A 17,344-nucleotide genomic window follows, 5' to 3' on the forward strand; every position below is an offset into this window, starting at 1 on the left:
TGCTCGCGACCTGCAGGCTGTGGGCGCCCCCGACTGATCGCGGGCTGGTGCGGAGTCGCACGGAACCCGGATATAAGGAGACACCAGACCGTGGCACTGTCCACTGCCGAGAAGAAGTCGATCCTCGCCGAGTACGGCGTGCACGAGTCCGACACGGGCTCCCCGGAGGCTCAGGTCGCGATGCTGACCAAGCGCATCAGCGGCCTCACCGAGCACCTGAAGCAGCACAAGCACGACCACCACTCGCGTCGTGGCCTGTTGCTGCTGGTCGGCCGCCGTCGTCGACTGCTCAACTACCTGACGAAGGTCGACATCTCGCGTTACCGTTCGTTGATCAGCAGGCTCGGCCTGCGTCGTTGATCTGATCCGCCTCGCGGGCGCGGCCGACTCGGTCGCGCCCGCGACGTGGGCAAAGAGGAGTGGCCGCCGCACGTGAAGACGCCGATCGGGAACAGTTCGCCGGTCCTCGGTAGTGGTTCTCGGGACACACGGTCCCGTGGACTTCGATCGATGACCGGCCACGTTCGAACCTGCTCCCGTGTCTCGCGCGCTCCGGCCCGTTGACACAAGGAGAGAACTACGTGACAGACACTGATTTCACCGAGGCCACCGCGACCATCGACAACGGTCGCTTCGGCACTCGGACGGTCCGTTTCGAGACCGGTCGCTTCGCCCGCCAGGCGGCGGGCAGCGTCGCCGCCTATCTCGACGACGAGACCATGCTGCTCTCGGCGACCACCGCGTCCAAGCACCCGAAGGAGCACTTCGACTTCTTCCCGCTGACGGTGGACGTCGAGGAGCGGATGTACGCCGCGGGCCGCATCCCCGGCTCGTTCTTCCGCCGGGAGGGCCGTCCCTCCACCGACGCGATCCTGACGTGCAGGCTGATCGACCGGCCGCTGCGGCCGTCGTTCGTCGAGGGCCTGCGCAACGAGGTCCAGGTCGTCGTCACCGTGATGAGCCTGACCCCCGGTGACCTGTACGACGTGCTGGCCATCAACGCGGCCTCCGCCTCCACCCAGCTCTCCGGCCTGCCCTTCTCCGGTCCGGTCGGCGGCGTCCGCGTCGCGCTGATCGAGAACCAGTGGGTGGCCTTCCCGACCCACGAGCAGCTCGAGGGCGCCGTCTTCGACATGGTCGTCGCCGGTCGCATCGTCGGCGACGACGTCGCGATCATGATGGTCGAGGCCGAGGCGCCCGAGCACGTCCTCTCGCTGATCGAGAACGACGCGCCCGCGCCGACCGAGGAGATCGTCGCCCAGGGTCTCGAGGCGGCCAAGCCGTTCCTGAAGGCCCTGTGCGAGGCCCAGCAGCAGCTGGCCGACTCCTCGGCCAAGGAGACGGTGACCTTCCCGCGCTTCCTCGCCTACGAGGAGGACATGTTCGCGGCGGTGGAGCGGGTGGCCGCCACCGAGCTGGCCGAGGCGCTGACCATCGCGGGCAAGCAGGAGCGCGAGGCCCGCATCGACGAGGTCAAGGCCAGGACGCTCACCGAGATCGGTCTCGGCGAGGGCGAGGCCTTCCACGGGCGGGACAAGGAGGTCGGCGCGGCGTTCCGCTCGCTGACCAAGAAGCTCGTCCGCAACCGGGTGCTCCGGGACAAGGTCCGGATGGACGGCCGAGGCCTGGCCGACATCCGCAGCCTCTCCTCCGAGGTCTCGGTGATCCCGCGCGTGCACGGCTCGGCGCTGTTCGAGCGCGGCGAGACCCAGATCCTGGGCATCACCACGCTGAACATGCTGCGGCTCGAGCAGAACCTGGACACGCTCGCGCCGGAGACCACCAAGCGCTACATGCACCACTACAACTTCCCGCCCTTCTCCACCGGTGAGACCGGCCGCGTCGGCTCGCCCAAGCGGCGGGAGATCGGCCACGGCGCGCTGGCCGAGCGGGCCCTGATGCCGGTGCTGCCCTCGCGCTCGGAGTTCCCGTACGCGATCCGGCAGGTGTCCGAGGCGCTGGGCTCCAACGGCTCCACCTCGATGGGCTCGGTCTGCGCCTCGACGCTGTCCCTGCTCAACGCGGGCGTGCCGCTGAAGGCTCCGGTCGCGGGCATCGCGATGGGCCTGGTCTCCGACGAGGTCGACGGCGAGACCCGCTACGTGGCGCTGACCGACATCCTCGGTGCCGAGGACGCCTACGGCGACATGGACTTCAAGGTCGCGGGCACCAAGGACTTCGTGACGGCTCTCCAACTCGACACGAAGCTCGACGGCATCCCGTCCGACGTGCTGGCCCAGGCGCTCCGGCAGGCCTACGACGCCCGACTCACCATCCTGGAGGTCATCGCCGAGGCGATCGACCGTCCGGACGAGATGAGCCCGTACGCCCCGCGCGTCACCAGCGTGAAGATCCCGGTCGACAAGATCGGCGAGGTCATCGGCCCGAAGGGCAAGATGATCAACTCGATCACCGAGGAGACCGGCGCGGACATCTCCATCGAGGACGACGGCACGATCTACGTCGGCGCGGTGGACGGTCCCTCGGCCGAGGCGGCGGTGGACAAGATCAACGCCATCGCCAACCCGCAGCTGCCGAAGATCGGCGAGCGCTTCCTGGGCACCGTCGTCAAGACGGCCGCCTTCGGCGCCTTCGTCTCGTTGGTCCCCGGTCGGGACGGCCTCGTGCACATCTCCAAGCTGGGCAACGGCAAGCGGATCGCCAAGGTCGAGGACGTCGTCAAGGTCGGCGACAAGATCCGGGTCGAGATCGCCGACATCGACAACCGGGGCAAGATCAGCCTGGTGCCGGTCGCCGAGACCGAGTCGACGGAGAACGGTGCGGCCCCCGCCGAGGGCGCGGTCGCCGCCCCGTCGTCGGAGTCCACGACGGCGTGACGATCAGCGACAGGACGGCCGCGGGTCCCGACGGGGCCCGCGGCCTTCGCGACACACCTGACTCTCACACCGGGCTCGCCGGGCATCTTCAGGACGCGGGTACCACCGTCGTCCTGGACTCCGACGAGACGGGACGCATCGTGCGGCGCACCGTGCTGCCCAGCGGACTCCGGGTGGTCACCGAGCGGATGCCGGGGCTGCGTTCGGCCTCGGTGGGCATGTGGGTCGCCGCAGGCTCCCGCGACGAGACCGGCCCGGAGGCGGGCGCCGCCCACTACCTGGAGCACCTGCTCTTCAAGGGCACCCGCAGGCGCAGCGCGACGCAGATCGCCGAGGAGGCGGACGCCGTCGGCGGCGAGCTGAACGCGTTCACCTCCAAAGAGCACACCTGCTACTACGCGCACATGCTCGACGAGGACCTGCCGCTGGCCATGGACCTCGTGTGCGACGTCGTGTTCGACGCACTGCTGACGGACCAGGACGTCGAGATCGAGCGCGGGGTGGTGCTCGAGGAGATCGCCATCCGGGACGACGATCCCGAGGATCTCCTGCACGAGGCGTTCAGCGCCGCACTCCTGGGCGAGCACGCGCTCGGTAGGCCGGTCCTGGGCACCGAGGAGTCGATCGGCGCCATGACGCCGGATCGGCTGCGCACCTTCTATCGCCGCAGTTACACCCCGTCCAGGATGGTGCTGGCGGTCGCGGGCAACATCGAGCACGACGAGGTGTTGCGGCTGCTCGACCGGGCGCTCGCCGAGCGGGAGCCCGCCGACGGCGAGACCGCAGGCGCCCGCCCCGCCGCGCCGAGGCGGGGACGAGCCGACCTCGTCCAGGTGCGCGATCTCGTGCTGCATTCCGACGAGACCGAGCAGGCCCATCTGATGCTCGGCATGCCCGGCCTGGACCGCCACGACGAGCGGCGCCAGGTGCTCGGCGTGCTCAGCGCCGCCCTCGGGGGCGGAATGAGCTCGCGGCTCTTCCAGGAGATCCGGGAGCGGCGCGGACTGGCCTACTCGGTGTACTCCTCCGATGCGTGCTACTCCGACGCGGGCAGCCTCGCCGTCTACGCGGGCTGCCAGCCCGCCCGGCTCGGCGAGGTCGCGGGCGTGGTGCGCTCGGTGCTCGCGGAGGTGGCCGAGGGCGGACTCACCGAGGCGGAGGTGGCCAGGGGGCGCGGGCAGCTGCGCGGCGGCCTGGTCCTCGGCCTGGAGGACAGCGCCTCCCGGATGACCAGGCTGGGCAAGCGGGAGCTGAACTTCGGCACCCAGCTCGGCGTGGACGACCAGCTCCGACAGATCGACGCCGTCGGCGTCGACCAGGTCTCCGTGCTCGCCGCGGACCTGTTGCGACGCCCGATCAGTGCGGCCGTGGTGGGCCCGTACGCTCACGTCGGCGAACTGCCCGTCGAGGTGCAAGAGGTGACGAGATGAACGCGGCGGAGACCGGGAACGGTCCGATCCGAGTCGGGGTGATCGGCGGACGAGGCAGGATGGGCTCCGAGGTCTGTCGAGCCGTGGAGGCGGCCCCGGATCTCGAACTGGCGGCGGTCGTCGACGAGGGCGACTCGCTGTCCGCCCTCGTCGACGCGGGCACGCAGGTCGCCGTGGACTTCACCCATCCCGGCGTGGTGCTCGACGGGATCCGCTTCTGCGTGGAGCAGGGCATCCACGCGGTGGTCGGCACGACCGGTCTCGACGAGCAGCGGTTGGCAACCATTCGGGGCTGGCTGGAGCCGCATCCCGACCGGGGCGTGCTCATCGCGCCGAACTTCGCCATCGGCGCCGTGCTCACCATGAAGTTCGCCGAGATCGCGGCCCGCTACTTCGAGTCGGCCGAGGTCATCGAGCTGCATCACCCGCGAAAGGCGGACGCCCCCTCCGGCACCGCCGACCACACCGCCAGGGTGATCGCCGCCGCGCGGAGGTCCGCCGGACTCGGCGCGGCCCCCGACGCCACCACCCAGGAGCTGGCCGGGGCGCGCGGCGCCTCGGTCGACGACGTGCGGGTGCACTCGGTGCGGCTGGCGGGCCTCGTCGCTCACCAGGAGGTGCTCTTCGGCACCGAGGGGGAGACGTTGACCCTGCGGCACGATTCGCTGGACCGGAAGTCGTTCATGCCGGGGGTGCTGCTCGGCGTGCGCAAGGTGTCGGACCTGCCCGGTCTGACCGTGGGCATCGAGGGGTTGCTGGAACTGTGATCACCGCCCGTCGGGTGGCGATCCTGCTGACCGCCGTCCTCGTGGTCTACCTCTGGCTGTTGGCAGGCCGCGCGTTCATCCTGCTTCGCTCCGGCGACGCCGTGGCCGTGGTGCTCGGCGTCGCCATCCTGGTGCTGCCGGTCCTGGGCCTGTGGATGGTCATCGCGACCTGGCGGTTCGGCGCCCGCACAGCAGCGCTCGGCGAGCGGCTGGCCGAGGAGGGCGGACTCCCCGACAGCTCGGACCTGCCCAGGGCGCCCTCGGGCCGGGTGGAGCGGGAGGCCGCCGACGCCTGGTTCGAGGAATGGCGCAGTGAGGTGGAGGAGCGGCCGACGGACTGGCGGGCCTGGTTCCGCCTCGCCCACGCCTACGACCTGGCAGGCGATCGACGCCGGGCCAGGGAGGCGATGCGGCAGGCCGTCGACCTGGCGGACTGACCGCGCGGGCCGCCGTGTGACGACGGGCTGGCGGCCTGGACGGCCGGTTGGCAGCCGTTCGGCGTTGCACGGTCGACGGTCGGGCTCGTCCGGCGGATGGTTCCGGCGACGCGGGCGCGGGTTGTTCGGACCGGACCGGTTTCTCCGCCTGCGAGCCCGTTTTCGATCCCGCCCCGTCGTGAGCGGGATTCGGCGTGGCCGAGCTGTCAGGCGACCGAAGAGTGCCATGACGGAGTCGTGGTGACCGACGATGGCGCCGCAGTTCGCCGCGCCTGCCCCGCGCAACCCCGACGGCAGGGATCAAGAACAGGCTCTCAGAACCACCAGGCCCCTGCGATGCCGGGGACCACGGCCACCAGGGCGAAGCGTCCGAAGCGTCCCGCCAGGCCGGTGAGGACGAACGTGCGTAAGGGGATGCCTGCCACGCCGGCGATCACCGAGACGGCGGCGAACGGCGGAAGGCTGACGAAGGAGCTGCTGAGCAGCACTCCCGCCGTCCAGACCGGCCTGCCCCGGCAGGCCTCGCGGAAGCGGGCCAGCCGGAGACTCCACCGGCTCGGCGTGTCCTCGGTGCGACGGAAGACCTTCGGCAGTGGCAGGCTCCCGCGTCCGGCGTAGTAGTAGAGCAGCTTGCCCACCACCTGCCCGGCCGCGACGACGGCGGCGAGCTGCCACCACGCCGTGTCCGGCGCTCGGAGCATCAGTGCGATGACGAACAGCTCGACGCTGATCAGCGGGATGAGGGCGGAGAGCACCGAGACGCCGAACGCGGTGGACATGAGACCGATCCACAGCAGCACGGCGGCGGCCCCAGGGTCGACGAGACGGTGACCGGCGCGACCTTACTCGGCAGGCGGCTCGGAATCGGGGTCTTCGATCACCTCGGCGGCCTGGAAGTCCAACGGACCGGTCAGCCGCAGCTCGCGGACCGTCCGCTCGCCCGCAGCCAGGGTGCGGGACAGTCCGTCCGGCTCCCAGCCCGCGATCTTGAAGAAGGCCAGCGACGCGGCGTCGGCGATCGGCACCCACACGATGCCGCGCCGCGCCCCGGCTGCCCGGAGCTGCTCGCCCGCAGCCAGCAGCAGCCTCCCGCCGTGCCCCCGGCGCCCCCATCGCGGCTCCACCAGCAGCGAGGCGATCAGACCGGTCTCGGCGGCGTCCGGCGCAGGCACGCCGTCGGAGCCCGCGGTCTCCTCGGGGGGCGCCGCGCCGACCACGCAGAACCCCACGGTCCACTCACCCTCGGTCGCGATCAGCACCGAGGCACGGTTGTCGTCGATCGCCTCGCGCCAGGAGGCCTCGACGGCTGTGACGTCGAGTTCGTCGAGGACGGCGGCGGGAAGAATCCGGGTGTACGCGGCTCGCCAGGTGTCGCACTGGATGCGGGCGACCTCGGCGGCGTCGTCGGGGAGTGCCGGGCGGACGGCGGCGTGTGCCATGCCGGTCAACCTATCTTCCGGCGCGAGCGCCCTCGCTCACCGGTCGCGTCCCGGTGGCGCGTCCCGTGTCGCGGCAGGCCTGCGGAAGGCCACGCTGCCGATGACGCCTGCCGGGCACGGTCGCTTGTCCCATGCTGATCGATCGGGTTCACCCGACTCGGCCTGCCCTGCGGAGGCGGAACCCTGGTCACGGGGTGTGAGAATCCTCGTCCTGGGGGTCGGCGTCGGCTCTTCGACCGCCTGACAAGAGGCCATTCCGGTGGTGTCATTGGGCCGAACCGGGTAGGTGAGTATCGGCGGACCTGACAGGGACAGACTGATCGCCTGCACGATCGAGACGACGTCCCATATCGGCAGGAAGTGAACATGACTTCGCCCATTGTGGCTTCGGCGCGACACAGACCGGATGACGATGCCTTCGAGTTGGTCGGTGAACGCGGCAGGTTGCCTGCTGCGGGCCCGTTGGTCCGCCCGCCTCGAAGTCCACAGTTGGTGGTTGCGGTGAGCGGTCCGTCCGTCCTGCCACGTGCCCGTCGGACGGGGATGCAGGCCCGATGGAATGCTCCGCAGGTTGGGAGCACGAGATCATGACCCAGATCCGTGCCGACGATGCCAGGACGGTGCCCATCCTGCGGCGGGTGGCGCAAGGGAAGACCTTCTGGACACCGCGCCCCGCGCCGTTTCCGAGACCGAAGATGTCTCCGATGTGGGGGCCGCTGCTGGAGCGCGAAGCGTCGAAGGCCGGGTCATCCGTGCAGGCGCTCGTCCGAGAACTGATCAGAGTCAAGGAACCGCTGAAGATCGTGGATCCGATGGCCTTCTGTCGCCTTTCCCCGATCTGCAACGCGGTGTTCTCCGACCTGCTCGCCGTGCGCGGGCGTGTCTCGGTGATCGACCTCACTCACCGAGCGGGACCGGATCTGCCCCAGGGGCCGCGTCCAGGGTTGTCGGTGCGCGTCGCGGACCAGGTGTTCGGTGGGATGGTGTTGTTGGGTTGGGAGTTGGCGGCCTTCCTGAACCCGGCCTCGAACTCGGACGAGGACAGGGTGCTCACGGTGCGAGACCCCCAGCTCGTTCGGCTGTTCCACACCCTTTTCGATTATGAATGGACCCGTGCGAGCCCACCGTACGTCGAGTCCGAGACGGGCGAGGACCATGACGAGATGGACGAGGAGGACGTGCTGCTGCTCACGATGATCAGCAACACGGTGAAGGATCAGGCAATCGCCCGCGCGTTGGGAGTGTCGATCCGCACTCTGCACCGGCGGATCGCCGCCCTGCAGTCGCGATTCGCCGTGCGCAGTCGCGTGGAGCTGATCGTCGCTGCGATGCGCAGCGGAATCATCAGCTGAGCATCGGTGTGGACAGGTGCCGATGCGAGTCCCTCGGCAAGATCCGGACTCGCAACGGCACTGTCCTCATCTGCTCAGCTGGGCCTCCACCAACTCGGCGTAGGCACCGCCGATGGCGAGCAGTTCCTCGTGGGTGCCGCGCTCGATGATTCGGCCCTCGTCGACCACGATGATCAGGTTCGCGTCGCGGACCGTGCTCAGGCGGTGCGCGACGATGATGCGAGTGCAGCGCAGCGCGCTGAGGTTGTCATGAACCATTCGTTCGGTACGGGCGTCGAGATGGCTGGTCGCCTCGTCCAGCACCAGAATTCTCGGCTGGGAAAGCAGTGCACGGGCGATCGCCAGCCGTTGACGCTGACCGCCCGAGAGCCCGCTGCCCCGCTCCCCCAGCGGTGTCCGATAGCCCAACGGCATACGCTGGATGTCCTCGTGCAGGCAGGCCAGCTCGGCAGCCCGGACCACCTGGTCCAGTTCCGCCCCCGGCGAGTTGACGGTGATGTTCTCGATCAGGTCGCCGCTGTACACGGCGCTGTCCTGTACGACAACGCCGCACTGCGCTCGCGCCGACCGCAGATCGAGTTCCTCCAGCGGCAGGCCGTCGAGCAGTACCCTGCCCTGTTGTGGCTGGTAGAGGCCGAGCATGAGCCTGGTCAACGTGCTCTTCCCCGAGCCGGTCGCCCCCACGATCGCCACACAAGAGCCCGCGGGGACGTCCAGTGAGATGTCGGTGAGGGTGGCCGGTCCATCCGCCTGGTGGTGGAACTCGACGTCCTTCAGCGTGATCTGCCCTTTGAGACTGAGTGCCTTCGCACCGGGAGTGCTCTGCTCCGGTTGCTCCTCGAACACGTCCCGAAGACGATTGATGTGCACGCTCACGGTCTGAAGAGACTGGTAGACCTGCGACAACGAGGTGAGCGGCGACAGAGCCATCCCGGCGAGGGCGTTCGCGGCGAGCAGGGTGCCGAGCGTCAGATCGCCCGACAGCACCGACCAGGTCCCGACCCACAGCAGCACCATCGGGGCACCGACCCGGAGGATGTCGAAGAGTCCTTCCATGGTGTTGGTCAGCGATCCCTGTCGAAGGGTGGCCACCACCTGGGTGCGATAGGAGTTCTCCCACCGCTGCAGTGCGGTCTCTTCGGCACCGGAGGCCTTCAGTGACTCGATGCCGGTCAGGGATTCCACAAGCCTGCTCTGTGCCCGGGACATCGCGCCGACCTCCTGCTTGCTCGCCTCCTGCACACGAGAGGTGAACAGCACGGCCAGCGCGATCTGGATGATCGCTGCGGCGAGCACGATGCCGCCGATCAGCGGCGAGATCAGCATCAGCAGGATGACGTAAAGGAGGCCGATCGTCCCGTCGAGCACCAGGCTCAACGTGTGGGTGGTGATGACCTCTCGGATCATGAGGCTGCTCGACACCCGCGTCAGGATGTCGCCGCTGGTTCGTAGCTGGAAGTATCTGAAGGGCAGTCGAAAGAGGTGTTGCAGGAACGTGGTCATCATGCCGAGATCGATGCGACCTCGTAGTCGCAGCAGCGCCTCGCGTCGGAGGTAGCCGAGCAGCGCGTGTCCGAGGGTCAGCGACAGGATCGCCGCGCCGAGTACGGGAAGCAGCTCCCCTGCGTCGACCGCAATCACCCGGTCGACGAGGTATCGGGTCAACAACACCGGTACGAGGCCGATCAGTGTCAACAACACCGAGGTGATGAGCACCGACGAGATCAGCGACGGCACGCGCGGCACGAAGCGCAGAATGAAGCGGGGCAGCTCCCCTCGGGGGACGCCCCTCGGGACGAAGTCGGGTCCGGGGCGCATCACGAGCACGACGCCGGTGAACTCCCGGTCGAAGTCCGCGCGCTCGACCACGCGCCGTCCGCCTGCGGGATCGACGAGGGAAGCCTTCTCCCGGTCGATCTTCTCCACGATCACGAAGTGGCTGAAGCCCCAGTGCACCAGGAGCGGGCCTGTCAGATCGATCAGCGCGTCCGGCTCGCCCCGGTAGGCCTCGACGATCATGCCGTGCTCCTGGGCCACCGAGGCCAGAGCACTCGCGTTCGAGCCGTCCCGGCCGATCATCAGCTCATCACGGATCTGATGGACGCTCGTGTGCCTCCCGTAGTAGGTGAGCATCATGGCGATGCATGCGGCACCGCACTCGGCGATGTTGTCCTGCAGGAGCACCTTGATCCGAGGACGACGGCGAGTCCGTGTGGTCATCCTGCGCCTCCCGTCAGTACGTCGACCAGCAGTGATCGCTCTTCCTGCGGCATTCCGGAGCCCGGATCGTCCACCGGGACCCTGGCGGTCAGTCCGATGGCGAGCAGCAGGACCAGGGAGACCGCGACCGCGATGATCGGCCACTTCGGCAGCCGGAGGCGGGCGGCCAGCTCGGTCGACTTGTCCTCCTCCTGCTGTAGCCCGCGATTGAACGCCTCGATGGCCTCCTGGCGAAAAGGGTGATCCGTCATCGAGCGGTCACGCCTCCTCCGACGGCCGGGGGAGCCAGCAGCAGCAGCGACGGCACCAGCGAAGGCATGGTCATCCGGAGCAGGCTGTACCCGATGCCCGAACGTCCGTACATCAGTCCGGGCAGCGCCTCCGCGCTGAGTTCTCCGGTGCTCCATCCCTCTCGCTCCGCCGTGCTGCACAGGGCCGCGACGGCGCGCAGGTACCGCTCCTCTGCATCGGTGTCTCCGCGCAACCGTGCGGCCGCCTGGAGGAACTCCAGATTTCCGAGTTCGCCATGGCAGACACAGCTGTTTCCCAGCCTGCTCAATGAGACGGCGGAGGAGAACATCACGGCCTCGGTGGTGTGCGTCGCGATGGCCAGGTCCTCGCGGGCGAGGTCGTGCAGCGGCGCGAGTACTGTGCTTTCGAAGAGGCCGGGAACCCCCAGCATGCCGAGCCGTGCGAAGCCGACCCCCGGAGCACCGTGGCACCAGGCCAGCACCGGTCCTTCCGCGCCGCCCGCCTCCGGGGACCGCAGGTCCGGCCAGTTTCCTTTCTCCTGGTCCAGCAGCGACCGCTCGTACCGCAGTACGCCTGCGATCAGCTCCGGGTACTCGTCCCGGGGGGCGACCGCGTGCAGCCGCGCCAAGGCGTAGGCGATCCCGCTGGCACCGTGGGACATGCCTGCGAGAGGCTGTGGGCCGTGCTGAGTGGGCCAGCCGATGCCGTCTGCGGCGTCCACGGCGCTGTCGATCAGGCGCCTGCCCGCCTCCTCGGCCACGGCGAGCGCGTCGGAGCCGGGCGACGTCGCGTGCAGTGCCAGTGCGGCGAGGACTGCTCCGGCGTTGCCACCGATGAGGTCATAGGTGGTGTCGTGGGCGACGTGGCGACGCAGCAGGTCGAGTGCGGACTCGGCCGCCTCCGTGAGCTCGGGCCGGTCGTGTAGGACTGCGGCGTGGCTGAGGTAGTAGACCAGCGAGCCCGCCGTCCCGAACACCCCTGAGTCCGCGCTGCGTTCCAACTGATCACGCAGCAGTGAGTTTCGCTCCAGGTCGCGGCGTGTCTGCTCGACCAGTTCGACGGTTTGACCGGCCACGGACTCCGCCGCCGCCGTCGCGAAGGCAGTCGTCTGCTCGTCGGAGTCGACGGCGGCCAGGGTCGAGAGGAACATGCTGATGCCGACGGTGCCCGAGTACATGTTCAGTGGTGCGTTTCCCACCCGCCAGAGCTTTTCCTGGATGAAGTTGAGCACGGTCCAGCCGATTTGCCGGTCGTGGCGGACGGCCTCGTCCTCGATGGTCCTGGCCAGTGCCCTGGCCGACGTGATCGCCTCCGGGGTGCTGATCGAACGGTCTGCCAGCGCGACCGGGGTGAAGACCTCCTCGGTGGCCTCGGACACCTGAAGCGTCTCGAAGGACCGGCGGATCAGTCGAGTCTGTGCAGCCAGGTCGGCCTCGGAGAGCCCTGCCACGCGGCTCCGCACGATGTCGATCGGACGGTCTGCCAGATAGTCGGCGATGACCTCGCCTCGGCTGTTCCACACGTCACGGGTGTTGGGACGGGAGGTGAAGAACGGGATGTCGCCGTGCCGCAGGTCCTCGACCTCGCTGGCGACCAGCCGTTCCCAGCTGCCGCTCCCGTCGGCTCCGATCGCCAAGCGGGCCAGCACCCGGTCACGGTCCAGGGCGTCACGCAGGAAGTCCGGGTGAAGGCTGGTCTGCAGAAGACGCGCGTAGACCATGGTCGCGCGGGGGATGTGCCGTAGCGGGGCGTCGGTGAATCCGGCGAGCAGACCGCCCTCGGCTAGCCATTCGTCCCTGGCGGACAGGATCGCCCGGTACGAGGCGATAAATCCTGCTGCCATGGAGTCGGCGAAGCGTGTGGGGTCGGCCAGCGCGTCGCCGATGCGTGCCCGGTTGTCGGCCTTGTTGTCCATCGGCAGGTACTGCTCGACGAACCGCATCGTGTCGGTCCCGGTGTCCTCCGGTGTCGGAATCGGCAGCAGGGACATCTGCTTCTCCTCCGCACCCACCGCGCTGATCTCGAAGGAGCGGACCCCCGCCTCGGTGCGCACGACGAGCTTGTCCGGCAGCAGGCCGACGGCCATCACACCCTCACGCAGCAGCTTGTCGGCCGGGTCCGCCCACTGGCGTTCCTGGCCGACGGGGAGCGCACCGTGGAAGACCGATTCGAGATCGACCAGCACCGGGTGTTCGCCGTGGGCCAGGAGATTCTCCAGGTGTACGTCGTTGGTGCAGGTGGCGTGCATGAGCGCCAGCAGCGCCCCCATCCGCCAGTAGAACGCCGCAGCCTGTGCCTCGTCCTCGCAGGGCTCCACTGTGACGAAGTCAACCCACCCGTGGTCCTCACGACTGATCACGGCCGGGGCGATCAGCTCGTGGTCCAGACGCTGGGCGTTGAACCAGTTCACGACACCACGCCAAGACTCGTCCACCGCGAGCGACCTCGGCTTGTAGACCAGCCGGTGCTCGGTGAAGTCGACGATGCACACCGTTCGGCCGCCCCGGTGACGGTCACCGGCACCGAACTCGACCTGCCGGACCGTTCCGAGCCTTCCACCGCCGCCCGCTGCAAGTGCGTCGAGCTCCTGCAGGTCTTCGACGAGATGTCGGGCGAACTCGAGTCGCGCGGTCACCCAGCCGCGCAGGCAGTCGTCGGCGAAGCGGAGCAGGACCGGGTACTCGTCCCACAGCGCCCGCTGGAACTCGTCGTCACCGAGCATCCGCAGGAAGTCCGTGAAGCGCTTCTGTTGGGTGTCGCCGACGAGACGCTCCTCGACACGGGCGACGTTGAGTTCCAGGACCATCGTCCTTGCGAAGGCGCCCGCGAGCTCCTCCGCAGGCCAGTCGGTGGCGAGGATCGTGGGAAGATCTGCCAGTCGGGCATCGCCGTTCGCGCCGTCCGAACAGAGCCGCGCAACGCCGAGGAACAGCTCACGCTGCCTGCTTCGGATGAGACGCGCTATTCCGCGTTGCAGACCTAGGGCCTCCTCGGGTACGAGTACGGCTTGCGCCTCGGGGTCTCTCGGCTCCTCCGCCGTCAGCGCATGGTCTAACTCGATGACCCAGTCGGGTGTCGCTCCGTGATCGGCGGGCTTCGAACCGACCAAAGCCCGCAGCCGTTCGCCGTCGGTTCCGAGCACGGCCAGAGCGGACTCGACCGCCTCCTCTGCGGGACCGAGCAGGTCGATCCAGTTCGTGATGCGCCATGTCGAGCTTTGAGCTCCGATCGCCTCCCCCGCTTCTCGTTCGTCCAGGTAGCAGGCGCGCGCCCAGGTCAGCGTGCTGGCCTGCCATGCCTGCGCGTCCACCGTCGTTCGTGAGGTGCTGGAAGTCATGGGCTTTCTCCGTGAGAGAGGGGTGACGACGAAGAGCGCGGGTGGGGGCCGTGTTCGATGAACACGGCCCCCACCTCTCAGTGAGCGCCGATCAGCAGACGCTCAAGGTGACCGAGCACAGGATGGGGCTGGTGTAGGTGAAGGTCTGCGGCGAGAAGCAGCAGCCGAAGGTCGCCAGGTTCTCGGTGCGCCCGCCCGCGGCCTGGGAGGCGTCTCCGAGTTCGAGGGGAGTCAGCTCGGCGGGGCCTGCCGGGTGGGCTGCCGAGGGAAACGACGCCCGGAACTCCGGGTCCTTCCAAGAACGAACGATGTCCATCGAATTCTCCTAGCTCATTGATCGAATATTACGGGGCGCGTTTGGCGACGACAGATCACCGACCTGGGGTGTCGTCTTCGGCGCGGTGATCCGCCGATACGGAGCTGCGACGCGCGATTTTCGTCACCGAGACTCGCGGTGTCGATTTGTTGTTGTGTGGCATACTCGATTGGGTTGGGCGATGGCAGGTCAATGCGAAGCTATCGCGCCGACCGCCGTGACCACCCGAAAAACGGATGTCGAGAGGTGTTCGTGTGGGTGACGGCAGGATGCGGATCAGTTCGGGCGAGGGTGCGCGCCGCAATCAAGTGATCACGATGTCCGCTGTCTGCCGAAACAGATCTCGTCGAGCACGATCTGCATCATTCGTCGAGTCTGCCGTGGGGCGGCTGGTGGCGGTGGTGGGTGCTGCTTCGGCTGGCGCGGGAGATGGGTCGACGTCAATCCCGCTGTACTGCCGGAATCAGCAGCAGCCCACGCTGCCGTAGCCCTTGGTGCCCTGACATGCGGCGATGGAGACCGTGATTCCGAAGCAGGGCCAGGTCGTGCCGCCCTGCGCCATCTCCAGCTCGCTGCTGGTCAGCAGTGAGGGTCCGGCCGGGTGGGCGTTCCCCCCTGCCAGGGCGTCCTTCGCGAGAGAGTCGCGGTACTCCGGGTCCTTCCATGCGCGGATCGTGCTCATAGGTTTCCAGCCTTTCTGGGAGGTTCGGATGGTGAGATGGTGCCCGGCCGTCAAGGGCTCGCGTCAGCAGAGACTGAGGGAGACGATGCACCACGCCGGTAGCGTCAGCGTCAGCGTGGCGGTCGGGCCGCAGATCCGGGCGCTGCCAGCACCCGCAGCCTCGATCTCTCCCAACTCCAGCCGCGAGAGTCGAGCGGGGCCGGACGGGTGCGCCGTGAACTCGCCGTGGCTGGCGCGGTACTCGGGGTCTTTCCAGGAACGAACGACGTCCATCAGACGACTCCTTCTTCATAGCCGGAACAGATCAAGAGAGCCGCGAATCTGATTGGTCCGGGTCTCGTCGGACGCGGCCTGCAGTGCCGTCGAAATCCGGCTGCGGGTCACGATCGGGTACTCGTTCGAGATGTCCAGAATTTATCCGGACATCGTGAACTTTTGATCGTGGTGCCCGTCAAACTCGTGGTAGCTCGGACTCTCATTCTTCCGGTCGTGACTTCCTGCGGTACGATCGCGACGGTGGCGATATCGTTGGCGGTGACCATCTAGCTGCGGGCGAAGGAGTCATGTCTGTCCTTCTTGGCTCCTCGTTGCGACGTTCCTCGAATCGGCGCCCCGCGTCCCGGATGGATGGCCATCTAGTCGGCGAATTATGCGGTGTTCGAAGTTCGCCTGCACCGGATTCTCGATCGACCCCGAGAAGCCGGTGCAATCCGGGTTCTGTCCTGTCTCGTTCGCCGCGATGGATGTGTCTGTCCCGCCGCGAGCCACTGTCGTTCAACGGTTGCAAGCATCACGTCTCCGGCCGGCGCAGGCCAGCGTCGGACGCGGCCTAGGCCTGCCATGGCGGTGTTAGGCCACTGTCTGCCCAGTTCGCGCCCGCCGGATGTCGGGGGTCGGGCGGCAGCCGCTTGGGGAGCTTGGCGGTCGATCAGACACTTCGGTGTCGGTCGAACACACGCAGCTTGCCGGTGTCCGACTGGACGTGCCCGTCCTGTCGGCGGCGGCCGGCATCATGCGGCCGTGCAGACCATGACCGCTGACGCCGCCCGGCGGACCGCGCTCGCCGCGCAGGGCTTCACCGATCGTCGGCCGAGCGGGGAGCCGACCCGACGCCACCTCAACCGTGTGCTGGATCGGGTCCGGCTGCTCCAGCTCGACTCGGTCAACGTCGCCGTCCGGGCCCATTACATGCCGGTGTTCAGCAGGCTCGGTCCTTACTCGCGGGACCTGCTCGATGAGGCCGCGTGGTCGCATCGGGCCGCCCGACCTCGGCTGCTGGTGGAGCACTGGGCCCACGAGGCGAGCCTGCTGCCGCCCGAGGACTGGCCGCTGCTGCGGTGGCGGATGCGTCGTTACGCCGAGCGCTACGGCGCGCACCATGAGGCGGTGGAGTCCCGGTCACCGGGCTTGACGAGCGAGATCCTGGCGGCCGTCAAGGAGCTGGGGCCGATCAGCGCTGGGGAGCTGGAACGCGCGATGGGGGCCGTCGGGCCCGCCGCCAAGGGCGGCTGGTGGAACCGGTCGGACACCAAGCACACCTGTGAGCACCTGTTCGGCATCGGGGAGCTGACCACCGGCACCCGGCGAGGCTTCGAGCGGCGCTACGACCTGCCGGAGCGGGTGCTGCCCGCCGCCGTCCTGGCCACCCCGGAGCCCGCTCCCGCCGACGCCACCCGCGAGCTGATCATCCGGTCGGCCGAGGCACTGGGCGTGGCCACCGAGCCCGATCTGCGCGACTACTACCGGCTGCCGCCCAAGGCGTCGCAGCAGGCGGTGGCCGAGGCCGTCGAGGCAGGCGCGCTGGAAGAGGTGTCGGTGCGCGGCTGGTCGAAGCCCGCCTATCGCCGTCCGGGCGCCCGTACCCCGCGTGCGGTGGAGGGCAGTGCCCTGCTCTGCCCCTTCGACCCGTTGATCTGGCGCCGGGAGCGGGCCGAGCGCCTCTTCGGCTTCCACTATCGGATCGAGATCTACGTTCCCGAGCCCAAGCGGGTCTTCGGTTACTACGTGTTCCCGTTCCTGCTGGACGGGCGGCTGGTCGCGCGCGTCGACCTCAAGGCCGATCGCCAGGCGGGCGTGCTGCGCGTGCCGGGGGCCTTCGCCGAGGTGGGCGTCCCGGTGCCGCGTGTGGCGGCGGAGCTGGCGACGGCGCTGCACGAGATGGCCGAGTGGCTCGGGCTGGACGGGGTGCGGCTGGGGGAGCGGGGCGACCTCATCGCGCCACTGGCTCCGTGTCTGTGACCTGCGTGCCTGCCCGCTGACGAGACCCGGCCCGCCT

Annotated in this window: 15 protein-coding genes; 7 read left to right on the top strand and 8 right to left on the bottom strand. The window is 68.7% G+C overall.

What is annotated here, in order from left to right; all coding sequences use genetic code 11:
* The first annotated feature begins 90 nt into the window (after positions 1-90).
* From rpsO to UA75_RS09440, 5 genes are all read left to right on the top strand, one after another.
* Positions 91-360, top strand: coding sequence for a 30S ribosomal protein S15 (gene rpsO, locus UA75_RS09420; protein ID WP_075739921.1), 270 nt, complete (start codon positions 91-93; stop codon positions 358-360).
* Between the two features lie 221 nt (positions 361-581).
* Positions 582-2,837, top strand: a complete 2,256-nt coding sequence (locus UA75_RS09425) for a polyribonucleotide nucleotidyltransferase (protein ID WP_075739922.1) — start codon at positions 582-584, stop codon at positions 2,835-2,837.
* A 113-nt stretch (positions 2,838-2,950) separates the two neighbouring features.
* Positions 2,951-4,267: a M16 family metallopeptidase gene (locus UA75_RS09430; RefSeq protein WP_075743602.1), complete on the top strand. Its 1,317-nt coding sequence runs from the start codon at positions 2,951-2,953 to the stop codon at positions 4,265-4,267.
* Positions 4,264-5,034 carry a 4-hydroxy-tetrahydrodipicolinate reductase gene (gene dapB, locus UA75_RS09435; RefSeq protein ID WP_075739923.1) on the top strand — a complete coding sequence of 257 codons (771 nt, stop codon included), beginning with the start codon at positions 4,264-4,266 and terminating at the stop codon, positions 5,032-5,034. The genes UA75_RS09430 and dapB overlap by 4 nt, the downstream gene beginning before the upstream one ends.
* Positions 5,034-5,471 (top strand): tetratricopeptide repeat protein, encoded by a 438-nt coding sequence (locus UA75_RS09440; protein WP_075743603.1) that lies wholly within the window; start codon positions 5,034-5,036, stop codon positions 5,469-5,471. Before dapB ends, UA75_RS09440 begins: the two co-directional genes overlap by 1 nt.
* A 314-nt stretch (positions 5,472-5,785) precedes the next feature.
* On the opposite strand, the gene UA75_RS09445 is transcribed toward UA75_RS09440, so the two are convergent.
* Positions 5,786-6,250, bottom strand: a complete 465-nt coding sequence (locus tag UA75_RS09445; protein ID WP_075743604.1) for a hypothetical protein — start codon at positions 6,248-6,250, stop codon at positions 5,786-5,788.
* Positions 6,251-6,313: 63 nt separating this feature from the next.
* A complete protein-coding gene (locus UA75_RS09450; protein ID WP_075739924.1) occupies positions 6,314-6,910 on the bottom strand; it encodes a GNAT family N-acetyltransferase in 597 nt (198 codons plus the stop codon).
* 587 nt (positions 6,911-7,497) lie between these two features.
* Between UA75_RS09450 and UA75_RS09455 the strand changes: the two genes are divergently transcribed.
* On the top strand, positions 7,498-8,262 hold the full coding sequence (locus UA75_RS09455; protein WP_198044242.1) for a response regulator transcription factor: 765 nt from the start codon (positions 7,498-7,500) through the stop codon (positions 8,260-8,262).
* Positions 8,263-8,328: 66 nt separating this feature from the next.
* On the opposite strand, the gene UA75_RS09460 is transcribed toward UA75_RS09455, so the two are convergent.
* The 6 genes from UA75_RS09460 to UA75_RS09485 all read right to left on the bottom strand — a co-directional run bounded on the left by UA75_RS09460 (position 8,329) and on the right by UA75_RS09485 (position 15,342).
* The gene (locus UA75_RS09460) at positions 8,329-10,482 is read right to left on the bottom strand and encodes a peptidase domain-containing ABC transporter (RefSeq protein WP_075739926.1); all 2,154 of its coding nucleotides are present in this window, start codon (positions 10,480-10,482) and stop codon (positions 8,329-8,331) included.
* Positions 10,479-10,733, bottom strand: a complete 255-nt coding sequence (locus tag UA75_RS09465; RefSeq protein WP_075739927.1) for a hypothetical protein — start codon at positions 10,731-10,733, stop codon at positions 10,479-10,481. Before UA75_RS09465 ends, UA75_RS09460 begins: the two co-directional genes overlap by 4 nt.
* Complete coding sequence (locus tag UA75_RS09470; protein ID WP_083690661.1) at positions 10,730-14,071, bottom strand: type 2 lanthipeptide synthetase LanM family protein; 3,342 nt, start codon at positions 14,069-14,071, stop codon at positions 10,730-10,732. Before UA75_RS09470 ends, UA75_RS09465 begins: the two co-directional genes overlap by 4 nt.
* Positions 14,072-14,162: 91 nt before the next feature.
* Positions 14,163-14,387 carry a mersacidin/lichenicidin family type 2 lantibiotic gene (locus UA75_RS09475; RefSeq protein WP_075739929.1) on the bottom strand — a complete coding sequence of 75 codons (225 nt, stop codon included), beginning with the start codon at positions 14,385-14,387 and terminating at the stop codon, positions 14,163-14,165.
* A 463-nt stretch (positions 14,388-14,850) separates the two neighbouring features.
* Positions 14,851-15,069: a mersacidin/lichenicidin family type 2 lantibiotic gene (locus UA75_RS09480; RefSeq protein WP_075739930.1), complete on the bottom strand. Its 219-nt coding sequence runs from the start codon at positions 15,067-15,069 to the stop codon at positions 14,851-14,853.
* Positions 15,070-15,132: 63 nt separating this feature from the next.
* On the bottom strand, positions 15,133-15,342 hold the full coding sequence (locus UA75_RS09485; RefSeq protein WP_075739931.1) for a mersacidin/lichenicidin family type 2 lantibiotic: 210 nt from the start codon (positions 15,340-15,342) through the stop codon (positions 15,133-15,135).
* A 756-nt stretch (positions 15,343-16,098) separates the two neighbouring features.
* On the opposite strand from UA75_RS09485, the gene UA75_RS09490 reads away from it, so the two are divergent.
* Positions 16,099-17,307, top strand: a complete 1,209-nt coding sequence (locus tag UA75_RS09490) for a winged helix-turn-helix domain-containing protein (protein ID WP_157434570.1) — start codon at positions 16,099-16,101, stop codon at positions 17,305-17,307.
* Positions 17,308-17,344: the final 37 nt, after the last annotated feature.

This window comes from Actinoalloteichus sp. GBA129-24, assembly GCF_001941645.1.
GTDB lineage: Bacteria > Actinomycetota > Actinomycetes > Mycobacteriales > Pseudonocardiaceae > Actinoalloteichus_A > Actinoalloteichus_A fjordicus.